Annotated in this window: 11 protein-coding genes; 8 read left to right on the plus strand and 3 right to left on the minus strand. The window is 60.3% G+C overall.

Annotated features, from left to right (window positions below; all coding sequences use genetic code 11):
- Positions 1 to 6: 6 nt before the first annotated feature.
- Positions 7 to 1,329, minus strand: coding sequence for a hypothetical protein (locus J0X15_RS18830; RefSeq protein ID WP_206944252.1), 1,323 nt, complete (start codon positions 1,327 to 1,329; stop codon positions 7 to 9).
- A gap of 222 nt (positions 1,330 to 1,551) precedes the next feature.
- On the opposite strand from J0X15_RS18830, the gene glmU reads away from it, so the two are divergent.
- The 3 genes from glmU to J0X15_RS18845 all read left to right on the plus strand — a co-directional run bounded on the left by glmU (position 1,552) and on the right by J0X15_RS18845 (position 5,350).
- Positions 1,552 to 2,910: a bifunctional UDP-N-acetylglucosamine diphosphorylase/glucosamine-1-phosphate N-acetyltransferase GlmU gene (gene glmU, locus J0X15_RS18835; protein WP_206944254.1), complete on the plus strand. Its 1,359-nt coding sequence runs from the start codon at positions 1,552 to 1,554 to the stop codon at positions 2,908 to 2,910.
- Between the two features lie 132 nt (positions 2,911 to 3,042).
- Entirely contained in the window at positions 3,043 to 4,869 is a 1,827-nt protein-coding gene (glmS, locus tag J0X15_RS18840; RefSeq protein WP_206944256.1) for a glutamine--fructose-6-phosphate transaminase (isomerizing), read from the plus strand.
- Between the two features lie 31 nt (positions 4,870 to 4,900).
- Complete coding sequence (locus J0X15_RS18845; protein ID WP_206944257.1) at positions 4,901 to 5,350, plus strand: GNAT family acetyltransferase; 450 nt, start codon at positions 4,901 to 4,903, stop codon at positions 5,348 to 5,350.
- Positions 5,351 to 5,368: 18 nt separating this feature from the next.
- Here the strand turns inward: J0X15_RS18845 and J0X15_RS18850 are convergent, their stop codons facing one another.
- A complete protein-coding gene (locus J0X15_RS18850) occupies positions 5,369 to 5,737 on the minus strand; it encodes a YbaN family protein (RefSeq protein WP_331461955.1) in 369 nt (122 codons plus the stop codon).
- A gap of 145 nt (positions 5,738 to 5,882) precedes the next feature.
- Between J0X15_RS18850 and J0X15_RS18855 the strand changes: the two genes are divergently transcribed.
- Positions 5,883 to 6,626, plus strand: coding sequence for a DUF502 domain-containing protein (locus J0X15_RS18855; RefSeq protein ID WP_408015354.1), 744 nt, complete (start codon positions 5,883 to 5,885; stop codon positions 6,624 to 6,626).
- 79 nt (positions 6,627 to 6,705) lie between these two features.
- On the opposite strand, the gene J0X15_RS18860 is transcribed toward J0X15_RS18855, so the two are convergent.
- The gene (locus tag J0X15_RS18860) at positions 6,706 to 8,199 is read right to left on the minus strand and encodes an aminotransferase-like domain-containing protein (RefSeq protein ID WP_206944261.1); all 1,494 of its coding nucleotides are present in this window, start codon (positions 8,197 to 8,199) and stop codon (positions 6,706 to 6,708) included.
- A gap of 256 nt (positions 8,200 to 8,455) precedes the next feature.
- Here J0X15_RS18860 and J0X15_RS18865 point away from each other — a divergent pair, with 256 nt between their 5' ends.
- The 4 genes from J0X15_RS18865 to J0X15_RS18880 all read left to right on the plus strand — a co-directional run bounded on the left by J0X15_RS18865 (position 8,456) and on the right by J0X15_RS18880 (position 12,978).
- Positions 8,456 to 9,595 (plus strand): ABC transporter substrate-binding protein, encoded by a 1,140-nt coding sequence (locus tag J0X15_RS18865; protein WP_206944263.1) that lies wholly within the window; start codon positions 8,456 to 8,458, stop codon positions 9,593 to 9,595.
- A gap of 147 nt (positions 9,596 to 9,742) precedes the next feature.
- Positions 9,743 to 10,837 carry an ABC transporter ATP-binding protein gene (locus J0X15_RS18870; protein ID WP_206944265.1) on the plus strand — a complete coding sequence of 365 codons (1,095 nt, stop codon included), beginning with the start codon at positions 9,743 to 9,745 and terminating at the stop codon, positions 10,835 to 10,837.
- 3 nt (positions 10,838 to 10,840) lie between these two features.
- Positions 10,841 to 11,764, plus strand: coding sequence for an ABC transporter permease (locus tag J0X15_RS18875; protein WP_206944267.1), 924 nt, complete (start codon positions 10,841 to 10,843; stop codon positions 11,762 to 11,764).
- Complete coding sequence (locus tag J0X15_RS18880; RefSeq protein ID WP_206944269.1) at positions 11,761 to 12,978, plus strand: ABC transporter permease; 1,218 nt, start codon at positions 11,761 to 11,763, stop codon at positions 12,976 to 12,978. Before J0X15_RS18875 ends, J0X15_RS18880 begins: the two co-directional genes overlap by 4 nt.
- Positions 12,979 to 13,278: the final 300 nt, after the last annotated feature.

Consider the following 13,278-nt stretch of genomic DNA (forward strand, 5'->3'; position numbering starts at 1 on the left):
CCAGCGTTATGAACGGCCCTGGGGCATGCTCGGCAGGGCAGGCAGCGCATCACCGGAAAACAGCGTTGGGTGACATTGCCCGGCGCTGTCGATAAGCCGCAGACAGGCCACGGTCGCATCGGCTGCATTGGCAAACGGCCCGACAAGCAGGTCGATCTCGCCCGGATGCAAGGCGGACGGGGCAGAGCGTGCCGTCAGATCGGCAATGCGCTCAGAATTGTCGGTTGTGAATTTTTCCCAGGCTTCGGCCGCAGCAACATCGCTTTCAAAATGCCCGAGTACCACGGCAAAATCGCTGCGACTGACGCTGCCCGAGCCGCCTTGCGACTGGCCGGCGGCTTTCGATGGCTTGATGATCAGATCGACTTCGGGCGCGGGTGCGACCTGCTGACGGGTCTGTGAAGCGTCAAGCGCCGCCCTTGGGATCGCGGCGCGTGTGGCGGAGGGGATCGAGGCCGTCGATGTGGGCTCCAGACCGTCTTCCGGCGGCAGCAACAGCTGCGCCTGCTCATAGGACGGAGCTTCTTCTGCCGGCGGCAGCTGAACGATGCGCACCGGGCGCGGCGCGGGGGCAGGGTCGCCAGAGTTGGTGCCGCGGGGCAGTTGAGACAGGGTCAGAAACGGTTTGCCACTGCGGGTTTCCGGTGCCGGCATGAATTCGATGCGCGAGCGCACGCTGTCGCTGTCGTCCTGAGTATCTTGCGATGACTTGATGTTGGCTGTCGGCCGGAACCGCTCCTGCGCCTTCAGGGCTGCGGCTCGTGGATCAGCTGGTTCAGTGGCCTGCGTCTGTGCCGAAGGTGTCTGCTTGACCGGGGATGGCACGGGTGTTTTCTTTGCCGCGCTCTCGTTCTTGTCGGGAGCAGCCTGTGTGATGCTTCCCTGTGCAGGGCTCTCCGGGATGCCTGCCTGAAGTTTTTCTTCCAGAGCCGCCAGTCGGCGCGAATACTGTGCATTCTGTTCGCTCAGCAAAAACACATGCCGGCGCAGCGAGACGACTTCCTTTTGCAAGGTTTCAATGTGACCGCTGGAAATCAGGTTACGGGCTTCGGAGGCGGCTGAAGGCATGTCGTAGATGCCAAGGGAAATATCCTGGCCATTCAGACCGATCGAGGCCGTCGAGGACACCGGGCCGACTGCCGGCAACTGAACGCCGTCATAATTGGCAGCAAGTCGATCTGCCAACGGTTGACCGTACTGAAGCGCTGCCAGCCCCGTCACACCGCACAAGATCGCGGCAAATGCCCAGCCGAGCACAGTAAGTCGCTGATTTGTCAGCGTCTCCCTGGCTCGGCGTCTGGCCGCGTTGCTGGTGGTCCTGTCTGGCACGTGTGTCCCGTGTCTCGTGAAGCCGAATCTTAGATGATAATCTGCGCAATGAGACTTCAATTATGGTTAACGAACAAGAATGCGTCCGGGGAAACATGGAAAGTCTTTCAATGTCTTGTGGATCGGGGCATACAGGCAGCGATTTTAGTCACGGGGATGCCGTTGTTGTATCCGGGGAAAGGCACTGATCGTTCCGAGTGGGACGAAAAGGGGACGAAATTCATGACATCACGTAGCTTCCTTCCAATCGTTTTGGGTGCGGGTCTTGGAACGCGCATGCGCTCTGACGTCCCGAAGGTCATGCATGAAATCGGAAACCTGCCTCTGGTCGGCCATGTGCTGAAGGCGCTTCAGGCTGCCGGAGCTGACCGGATTGCCGTGGTGATCGGCCCGGATATGCCCGAGTTGGAGCGCGCCGTCGCCCGTATCTCCCCCAATGCCTCCTGCTACGTGCAGACCGAACGGCTCGGCACGGCACATGCAGCCCTGGCCGCAGAACCGGCGCTGCAGCAGGCCTCCGATGACGTTCTGGTGCTTTTCGGCGACACCCCGCTGGTGACGGAAGCGACGATTTCGCGCGTGCGCGATGGTCTGGCAGCTGGCGCCGATGTGGCCGTTCTGGGTTTTGAGGCAAAGAACCCGTTTGGCTATGGCCGTCTGCTGACCTGCGATGGCCGCTTGATGGCGATCCGCGAAGAAAAAGATGCCACCGATGAGGAGCGCAAGGTCACCCTGTGCAACTCCGGCATCATGGGCTTCAACGGCAAGGTCGCGCTTGAGCTGATGCAGGCCGTTGGCAATGCCAATGCCAAAGGTGAGTTCTACCTGACCGATGCGGTGGAAATCGCCAATGAGCGCGGATTGACCGTCAAGGCGGTCTCCGCTGAGGAAGAAGAAGTGCAGGGGGTCAACACCCGTGCCCAGCTGGCCGCCTGCGAAGCGGTGTTCCAGAAGCGTGCCCGGCTGGCGGCGATGGAGGCCGGTGTGACACTCCATGCGCCTGAAACGGTTTACTTCTCCCATGACACCGAACTGGGGGTCGATGTGGTGGTGGAGCCGAATGTGGTGTTCGGCCCGGATGTGAAGGTGGCCACGGAAGTGCGGATTCGCGCCTTCTCGCATCTTGAAGGCGCGCGCGTCGGCTCCGGCACGTCCATGGGGCCCTATGCCCGCCTGCGCCCCGGCGCCGAGCTGATGGAAGACACCCACATCGGCAACTTCGTCGAGATCAAGAAAGCCGTGGTCGGTCGCGGCGCCAAGGTCAATCATCTGAGTTACATTGGGGATGCGGACATCGGGGCAGGCAGCAATGTCGGCGCCGGCACCATCACCTGCAATTATGATGGCTTCGGAAAGCACCGCACGGTGATCGGCGACGGCAGCTTCATTGGCTCCAATGCGACGCTTGTGGCGCCCATCACCCTGGGCAAGGGCGTCTATGTGGCTGCCGGCAGCACGGTGACGGAGGATGTCTCCGATGACGCGCTGGTGCTCGGACGTGCCCGCCAGTCGGAAAAGCCGAAGCGTGCGGCCGAACTGCGCGCCCGCTTCAAGGCGGCAAAAAACGCAGCAAAAAGCTGATCCTTCAAGCGCCTGAGTGTTGGCGGATACGCCTTCAGACCTCCCTGTCACGAAGTGAAACAGGGATTGATTTCGTTTTTTCAGATGCACCGCGTAAAGCGGACAAGTCATTTTTTACGAGGGTAATTACATATGTGTGGGATCGTCGGCATTCTGGGCGCAAGTGAAGTTGCCCCTCGTCTGGTGGATGCGCTGAAACGGCTTGAGTACCGCGGCTATGATTCCGCCGGCGTCGCCGTTCTGGTCGATGGCACGCTGGAACGTCGCCGCGAAGAGGGCAAGCTGCGCAACCTCGACGCAGCACTCGGCAAGAACCCGCTGGCAGGCACCTCCGGCATTGGCCACACCCGTTGGGCAACCCATGGCGGTCCGAGCACCCGCAACGCGCACCCGCATATGGCCGGGCGTGTGGCTGTCGTCCACAATGGCATTATCGAAAATTACCTGGAATTGCGGGCGGAAATCGAGGGCTTTGGCTCTGTTCTGGAAAGCGACACCGACACGGAAATGGTGGCGCATCTGGTCAACCGTGAGCTGGACAACGGCTCGACGCCAAAAGACGCAGTTGCTGCTGTGCTGCCGCGTTTGCATGGTGCCTTTGCACTGGCGTTTCTGTTCGCCGGTGAAGACAACATCATGATCGGCGCCCGCAAGGGCTCGCCCCTGGCCATTGGTCACGGCGAAGGCGAAATGTTCTTCGGCTCAGACGCCATTGCCCTGTCCCCCTTCACCGACCGCATCACCTATCTGGAAGAAGGCGACTGGGCGGTTCTGACCCGCACCTCGGTCGAGGTCTTTGACGCGCAAAATGCGCCCGTGTCACGTGGTGAATCAAAGTCTTCGGTCACATCTGCGCTGATCGACAAGGGCAACTTCCGCCATTTCATGGCCAAGGAAATCCACGAGCAGCCGGAAGTCATCGGCCATACCCTGAGCCGCTACATCGACTTCGGCACAAGGAAAGCGTCTGTTCCGGGCATTGAGACCGCCGGCTTCGACAAGATCTCGCGGGTGATCATTTCCGCTTGCGGAACAGCTTATTACGCTGGTCTGGTGGCGAAATACTGGTTTGAGAAATACGCACGCCTGCCGGTGGAAATCGACGTTGCCTCCGAGTTCCGTTATCGCGAGACGCCGGTCTCCGAGGACGAATTTGCGCTGTTCATTTCCCAGTCCGGCGAGACAGCGGATACGCTCGCCTCGCTGCGCTACTGCAAGCAGAATGGCGCCAGAATCGGCGCAGTCGTCAATGTGGCCGAAAGCACCATCGCGCGTGAATCCGATGTGGTGTTCCAGACCATTGCCGGACCGGAGATCGGCGTTGCCTCAACCAAGGCTTTTACCTGTCAGCTTGCGGTTCTTGCCGCACTCGCGGTCCAGGCTGGCCGTATTCGTGGCGTGCTGAGCGAAGAGCAGGAAAGCGAGCTGGTCGGCGCCTTGGCGGAAATCCCGGGCTATGCAGTGCAGGCCCTGAAGCGCGAAGTCGAGATCGAGCGCCTGTCGCAGTCCCTGTCAAAGGCGCCCAACGCGCTGTATCTGGGCCGTGGCACCAACTTCCCGCTGGCACTGGAAGGCGCACTGAAGCTCAAGGAGCTGTCGTATATTCATGCGGAAGGCTATGCGGCTGGCGAGTTGAAGCATGGGCCGATCGCGCTGATCGACGAGAACATGCCGGTCTTCGTCATTGCGCCCTATGACGGGATCTACAGCAAGACCGTGTCGAACATGCAGGAAGTGGCCGCGCGTGGCGGACGTATCGTGCTTCTCACCGATGCCAGAGGCGCGGCAGAAAGCGGCAATGCAGCCGACGATGTGGTGATCATGCCGGATGTGCCGGAAATCGCCGCGCCGATCGTCTACGCCCTGCCGGTGCAGCTGATTTCCTATCACACGGCTGTCTTCATGGGCACGGATGTGGATCAGCCGCGCAATCTGGCGAAGTCCGTCACCGTCGAATAATGGCTTTTGTCAGACAAGAAAGACAGCTCTCATGAGTGATGCTGTAAGCGAGGCTGTGGCGCTTGAAATCGTTGAATTTCAGGAGCCTCAGCGCGCTGCCGTGATTGCCTTGTGGCAGGCAAGCGGCCTGGTCAGGCCGTGGAACGACGCGGACAAGGACATCAACCGCAAGCTGACTGATCCGGTCGGGCGGCTGTTTGTGGTGCTGGTCGGGGCGGCCGTGGTCGGCTCGGTGATGGTGGGGTATGACGGCCATCGCGGCACGATCTACTATCTTGCGGTCCATCCGGATCACCAGTCAGCGGGCCTTGGGCGCCGGTTGATGGCCCATTGCGAGGCCTATTTGCTTGCGCTTGGATGCCCAAAAATCAACTTGCTGGTGCGCCGTGGCAACGACAAGGCACGCGGCTTTTATGATGCGCTCGGCTTTTCGGAAGACGAGGCCGTGTCTCTCGGCAAGCGGCTTATTCCCGACGTCTGACCCGATCAGGCCATTGCCTCAGGCCGTCGGATGCGAGGGGCGTGACAGCACAAAACCGGCACAGGCGGCAAACACCGCGGCCACGCCCAGTGCCCAGACCAGGCGCGGCTGGCTGCCGACGTAAAACCCGACATAGCCGATGACCATGCCACCAACGGCCATCATCTTGGCTTTCGGCGGAATGACGCCGTGGTCGCGCCAGGAGCGGACCATCGGCCCGAAACGCGGGTGGTCCAGAATGCGGGCTTCAAGCTCCGGAGAGGAGCGGGCGAAACAGCCAGCGGCAAGGATGAAGAAGATCGTGGTCGGGAGCAGCGGCAGGACAGCGCCGATCAGCCCGATGAGAACGAAGCCAATCCCTAAGATCTTGAACGTGGTGCGCCGCACGCAAGTGCCTCCAAATGTCGCATTGGGTGCGCGGCCGCGCCCAAAATTTAATATCCGCACAGGATGTTTAAACCTGCTAGGAACACCTATGTAATGGACTTGCATCGCAATTGCGATGATGTTGCGGCCCTTTTGGAAAACTCGAATGACGCGTAAAGAGCAGATGCCGGATCCGGTCCCCCCAGCGCCTCACAAGGCAAAGTTTTCCACGCGCCTGCGCAACTACTTTCTGACAGGTCTGGTGATCGCCGGCCCCATCGGCATTACGTTATGGTTGACCTGGACGTTCATCCAGTGGGTTGACGGCTGGGTCAAGCCGCTGATCCCCCATACCTATAATCCCGACACCTATCTGCCGTTTCCGGTGCCCGGTTTCGGCCTGGTTACGGCAATCGTCCTGCTGACCATCATCGGTTTTCTGGCAGCCAATTTCCTGGGCCGCTCGATGCTCCGTCTCGGCGAAAGCCTGGTCAACCGCATGCCGCTGGTCCGCAATCTCTACAGCGGCCTGAAGCAGATTTTTGAAACGGTTCTGAACGAACGCGGCACGTCGTTTTCCAAGGCTGCGCTGATCGAATATCCGCGCCGGGGCCTGTGGGCCATTGTCTTCATCTCGCTGGATACCAGGGGCGAAGTGGCCAAGCGTCTGCTCGACAAGGCCGATACGATGTCCGTCTTTCTGCCGACCACCCCGAACCCGACTTCCGGCTTCCTGCTGTTCGTGCCCAAGGAAGAGATCATCGAACTCTCCATGAGCGTCGAGGATGCGGCCAAGCTTGTCATTTCTGCTGGTCTGGTGAACCCGGAATATCCGGACATGCTCGACAAGTTCATCGAGGACCCGGAGAAGGCCAAGCTGCTGAAAACCCGCCAGACTGAAGAAGTCTGAGGCCGCTTGGCTTCTCACTTGTTTTGCCGGAGCACTCTGCTCTCCCGGGCTCGACCCGGGACCCAATCTAAGTTTCAAATCACCCACGGGCTTTTGGGTCGAGGCGGCGGATGACTGCACCGAGACGCTTCAGGCCGGGTGCGATCTTGTCTTCGGCGATGGCACCAAAGCCGAGGCGGATGTAGCTGCGGTGGGCATCGGGCCGCAAGAAGCGCAGATCGCCACGCTCCAGCAACACCCCATCGGCTTCCGCCTCGCGCTGCAACTCCGCCAGATCGAGTTCTTCGGGCACCCGCACCCAGATGCCGGTGCCGCCGGTGGTCGGGGTGACCTCACACATCGGCATATGGGTTTCCGCTGCGGAAAAAATCGTCCGCCACTTGGATGCCAGTGTTTTACGCAGCCGCCGGATGTGGCTGTCGTAATGACCTTCGGCGAGAAACAGCGCCATGGCGCGCTGATCCTGCGCCGGAGGATGGCGATACATCAGCCGCCTCAGGGCGCGCAGCTCCTCGATGATATCTGCCCGCGCCGAAATGAAGCCCAGCCGCAAGCCGGGAAACAGCGGTTTGGACAGGCTGCCCACATGCAGCACACGTTCGCTGCGATCCAGACTCTTGAGCGAGGGTTTCTGCGCACCGACAAAGTTCAGCTCGTGCTCATACTCATCTTCGATGATCACCAGATCGTGGGACTCGGCCGCAGCCATCAGAGCGAGGCGCCGGTCCAGCGACATGGTGACGTTGGTCGGCGACTGGTGACTGGGGGTGATGTAGACCAGCTCCGTGTCAGCCAGCTCCGGTGTGACGCGCATACCGAATGAATCAACCGCCTGTGGCGAGATTTTTGCCCCCATTGTCAGGAAAATATTCCTGGTGTCGACGTAGCCGGGATCCTCCAGAGCGACCCGCGTGCCGTCTTCGCAAAACAGCCGCGCGGCCAGATAGATGGCGTTTTGGGCACCGACGGTCACCAGAATGTTGTTCGGGTTGGCCCGAAAGCCACGTTGCGGCAGTATCTTGCGGATGATCTGGTCGACCAGCATCGGGTCGTCGCTGTCCACCAGATCGGAGATCCACTTCGGCGCATGCTGGGCCGTCCCGGCCAGCCGGACGCAATCGCGCCAGCGGGTGACTGAGGTCTTGTCCGGGTCGATCTGGCCATAGACGAACGGGTAGGGGAACCGCCGCCAGTCAGACGGCTTGTGAATATTTTCCTGTTCCACATAGCTGATCTTCAGCCGGTTGCGCAGCTCGAAAGGGTGCGGATCGGGCAGACCGCTGTTCATCTCACCGCCCTGGCGCAGGCTCAGTCGCTCCCGAACCGCCTTGTCGTTGACGAAGAAACCGCGGCGCGGCAGCGGGATCAGATAGCCGTCCTCGGCCAGCCGCTCATAGACCAGCGAAATCGTGTTGCGCGACACGCCGATGGTCTTCGACATCACCCGAGTTGCCGGCAGAGGCTCATGCGTTGGCCAGGCTCCCGCGAGAATGGCTTCAATCAGCCTCTCCTGGATCTGGTGCTGCAGGCGTCGGTCCGGGTCGAACGGTGTGGAGAAATAGGGGTCGAGCATTGTCTATGGTCAGTTCGCACTGTTGGGCCAAAAGCGAGGTTGTGATCACATTCTATATCACCAGTTTCCAATCCGAAATTCCACCTCTGGCTCCATAGTTTTCAACTTCTGGATCTAAGGGCGGATATCGCATCGCAATAGTCTTTTTGGTGCGCCGCAGCGTCAGGCAAAAAACCTAGAAAATAGGGTCGACGCCGCTGAAACGCTTCATCCCGAAGGGGCCTTCCACCCCAGGGATTTCAGAGGGGAATATTGTATGACCAACAACATCAAGGACGTCCGCGCAAGCCGACGCCAGTTCCTGAAAACGTCTGCCGCAGCAGGGGCCGGTCTTGCCATGCCGGCCATCGTAAGCTCCAGCGTGCTGGCGTCCTCCGGTGAGATCAACATCATGATGTGGTCTGACTATCTTCCGGAAAGCTTCGTCACCGGCTTTACCGACAAGACGGGGATCAAGCTCAACTTCACCGGCATTGGCTCCAACGAAGAGATCATCAACAAGCTGAAAGCCACCAACGGCGAAGGCTTCGACATCGTCTCTCCGACCGTCAACCGCAACCTTCTGTGGGCTGAGCTTGGCCTGTTGCAGCCGTTCGACATGTCCAAGGTCGCTCTGGAAAAGGTCAACCCGGCCATGGCTCTGGGCGAAACCCATTGGAACTTCGGCGACAAGGGCGTCCATTGGTTGCCGCACATCTGGGGCACCGAGGGCATTTCCTGGCGCACCGACGCCTTCACCCCGGCAGGAGAATTCCCGAGTTATTACGACGTCTGGGATGACGCCAACGCCGGCAAGACCATGGGCCGTGGCCACTCCATGCTGTTGGGTCTGGGTCTTGGCCTGGAAGCTCGTGGCGAGATGGATGCCGGCTCCATGTGGGCTGCCTATGAGACCCCGGAGAAAATGGACGAAGTCTGGACCAAGCTGATTGAGGCCGCCATCGCCAAAAAGCCAAACATCAAGCTGATCTGGAACGATGCCGATACGCAGAAGAATGGTCTGCTGAACGAAGGCGTCATTGTCGGTCAGACCTGGGACGGTCCTCCGATTGCCCTGAAGACGGCGGGCGAGCCGGTGATGTACCGGGCGCCGAAGGAAGGCGCTATGGCCTGGGTTGACGGTATGGCGATGCCAACCGGTGCCAAGAACATCGATCAGATCTACGCCTTCATCGATGCCGCCTATGATGCCAAACTGGCAGGCGAGGCCATTCAGACCCACGGCTACAACTCTCCGGTGATCGGGGCTGCCGATTTCGGTGGCGAGATCTACGCCAAGAACTTTGCCGACGCTTACCCCGGCGATGCTCTGGCCAACCTGAACGCCTGGCCGGCAGAAGCGCCTTGGTATTCCGAAAAGCGGACTGAATACACCAACAAGTTCCTGTCTGCCTAAGCCGGCAAGCGGATCTGCGACATCTCCACGGGGCCGAATTGACGTTCGGCCCCGACGGGAGAGCTTTGTTTGAACTCTCCATTCCCTGTCACTTGAGCCTGCTTTGCCCGCGCAGGCACTTTTTAGTTTTGAGAGGCCTGGCCGCCTATGACCACTAAAGATATTGTGTTGGATCATGTGTCGATCCGCTTCGGGTCGTTCACTGCCGTCGACAATGCGCATCTGACCATCAAGGGCGGGGAGTTTTTCTCCTTTCTCGGTCCGTCGGGCTGCGGCAAGACCACGCTTTTGCGTTGCGTGTCCGGCTTCACCGACCCGACGGAGGGTATGGTGACCATCGGCGGAAAGGACATGCGCGGGGTCGGCCCCAACAAGCGTCCGACCGCGCTGATCTTCCAGAACCTCGCCCTGTTTCCGTTGATGTCGGTTGCCGACAACATCGCCTTTCCGCTGGAAGTGCGCGGTATCGGCAAGAAGGAACGCCGCAAGAAGGCGGATGAGCTGCTCGACATGATTGCCTTGCCCGGTGTCGGCGAGAAGAAAGTGCATGAGCTGTCCGGTGGCCAGAAGCAGCGTGTGGCCATTGCCCGTGCCCTGGCTGTCGAACCGGATATCCTGCTGCTTGATGAACCGTTGTCGGCGCTCGACCTGAAGCTTCGGCATCACATGCGCACCGAGCTTCGCGCCATCCAGCAGCGCGTGGGTCTGACCTTCATCTACATCACCCACGATCAGGGGGAGGCGCTGACCATGTCTGACCGCATCGCCGTGATGAACCAGGGCGTGGTGGAACAGATTGGCGATCCGGAAGCCATCTACAACCGTCCGAAGACCGCGTTCGTCGCGTCATTTGTCGGAGAATCCAACTCATTTTCAGGAAAAGTCAGCAGTCAGTCAGGCAAGGAAGTTCTGCTGGAAACCCCCGTCGGCCCCTTGCGCGGCATCGCAGCCGGCGGACGCACCTACAAGCCGGGCGACGAGTGCTATCTCTTCGTGCGGCCCGAGCAGATGACCATCGCCAACGGCGTGCAGCCAGACAACAGCTTCACTGCACAAGCTCTGAAGGAGGAGTTCGAGGGCAACGCCCGGCATCTCTTCCTCAATTCGCAAGGGGTAGATCTTCGGCTCAGCCGGATCAATCTGGGCGCCAAGACGGACGACCTCAGCGGCTCGGTGATCACTGCCGGATTTTCCGCCGATCAGGCCATCGTGCTGCCGCACGGGCCTCTGGCGGGGACCTGAGCCATGGGAGCCTTGCAAGCCAGTTTTACCAGTTTCACCAACAAGCATGGACTTGGGGTGGCCTGTTTCATCGGCCTGACGGTTTTCTTCTGGGTGGTCTTCCTGATCGTCCTGCCGCAGCTGGCCATGGTCGATTTTTCCTTTCGTTACAATCTGCCTCAGTCACAGATCGGCGGAGCCAACGATGTCTACACGCTCGACAATTACGCCTATTTCTTTCAGGGCAATGACGGCACGATCAACACGCTCGATATCGGCATTCTGGTCAAGACCCTGGTGGCGGCTCTGATCGTCACGCTGATCGACATTGCGATCTGCTATCCGATCGCTTTCATTCTGGCCCACTCGGCCACCGGCGTCGCCGCCCGGCTGATGGTGATCGGTCTGATTGTGCCTTTCTGGGTCAATGAGATCCTGCGCGCCTTCGCCTTTCGCGTCCTGTTCGGTGCCACCGGATTGGTCAACGGCATTGGCATGAACATGGGGCTCTGGGATGTTCCCATCGACTTCATTCGGGCCGATGTGGCGCTGTATTCGGGCCTCGTTTATGCCTACATCCTCTTGATGATTTTCCCGATCTTCAATGCGGTGGAAGCCCTCGATCGCAATCAGATCGAGGCGGCCCGCGACATGGGCGCCAGCTGGTGGCGGGTGCATTGGCGGGTGGTTCTGCCCATTGCCAAGCCGGGCATCGCCTCGGGCGCAACCATGGTGTTCATGCTGACCGCCGGAGCGCTTGCCGCACCTCAGATCCTGGGCGGCCCGTCCAATCTGTGGTTCACACAGCTGATTTATCAGTGGTTCAACCAGTCGGCCAACTGGCAAAGGGGGTCGGCTTACGCCGTCATCTTGCTTCTCGTCTGCATCGGCTTCGTCATGATGATGATGCGCGTCTTCAAGGTATCCATCGGGGAGATCGGGCGATGAACAAACAGACCGGAGGCGGCCCGCTGGCCGTCGGCTATTCGCTGCTCTTTTTTGCCTTCCTCTTCGGCCCACTGATCATCATGGTCGTCACCGCCTTCAACTCTTCGTCGTTTCCCCGCATCACCCCGTGGGAATGTTTCACCACAGAGTGGTTCGGTGTGCTCTTCGGCAACAGCCGCCTGATGGGTGGGTTGCTCAACAGCGTGGTCATCGGCTTTGGCGTCGTCTGCATTGCCGTACCCGTCGGTCTGGCCGGCGCGCTGGCGTTGTCCGAGCTGGGACCGAGACTGCGGGCGACGCTCTACACTGTGCTGATCACGCCGATCCTGGTACCCGGCGTGGTTCTGGGCATTTCGACCATCGTCTTCTGGGGCGCCGTCGGGCGTGGTGTCGGCGCAGGCTATGACAGTCTGTTCTTCAACGGCATGTTCCTGACATTGGCCGGGCAGGTCACCTTCGTCTCCGCTTATGCCATGCTGGTTTTCATGGCGCGGCTGCAGCGCTTTGACCCGACCCTGACGGAAGCGGCCCTGGATCTGGGGGCGACGCCGGGTCAGGCGTTTCGCAAGATTCTGCTGCCATTTCTCGCCCCTGCCATCGGCTCAGCCGCGTTTCTGACGCTGTTGGCGAGTTTTGAAAATTACAACACCACCGTCTTCACCATCATGTCCCAGAGCACCTTCACCACCGCTCTGGCCTCGAAGGTGCGGCTGGGTACGGATCCATCCCTGTCGGCGCTGGCGGTGATCATCATCGGTATCACGCTGATCGGCGCGATGGTCAATGAGGCCCAGACCCGGCGCAAGGACATGCTACGCTCAGGCCGGGCGGCCCAGTCGCGGGTCTATGGCAACCCGGTGTTGAGTGTGCTGGTGCATCCCCTGAGCGTATTCTTTTTGCTCATTGCAATTGTCGGGTTCTTGTCCTGGCAGGGCAGCCAGCAAGATGCCGGCGTCTGCAAACAGCAGATCCTCGATGGGAAGCGTGCCCGTCAGGAGGAGCTTCTCGAAGCTCAACGGGAACGGATGAAGGCCCAAAAGGCAGCCGAAGAAGCCACCAAACCGACCGTCTCGACCCAGCCGGCCAGCCCATCTGCCTTTGGTGGTGCCTTCAACAGCCTCGCCCCCAAGGCCGAACCGGCCCCAGCTGAAAGCGCCAACCCATCGCCTTTTGGTGGCGCCTTCAACAACCTGACCCCGACAACCGACGACTAGAAGGGTGTGATGGACTGACAAACAAAAAGCGGCGCCCCACGACGCCGTTTTCGTTTTTGATGATCGCGGTAGGGCCGTGGCTCACCGATGCCGGGTCTGCGCCCGGGATGACGAAAGAGAGGTTTTGCTTGGGGCATTCGCACCCCACCACCGTCATCCTCGGCCTTGTGCCGAGGATCCAGCTCTTCGCCCGTGTCGAGAACATAAAGTCTGGATCCCCGCCTGGGCGGGTATGACAGAGGAGGGACGTAGCTTTCGGGGAAGGCAGACGCAGCTGTCTGGTTCCTCCGCTGCTCTCTG

Source organism: Roseibium limicola (assembly GCF_017313085.1).
In the GTDB taxonomy this organism is placed as follows: domain Bacteria; phylum Pseudomonadota; class Alphaproteobacteria; order Rhizobiales; family Stappiaceae; genus Roseibium; species Roseibium limicola.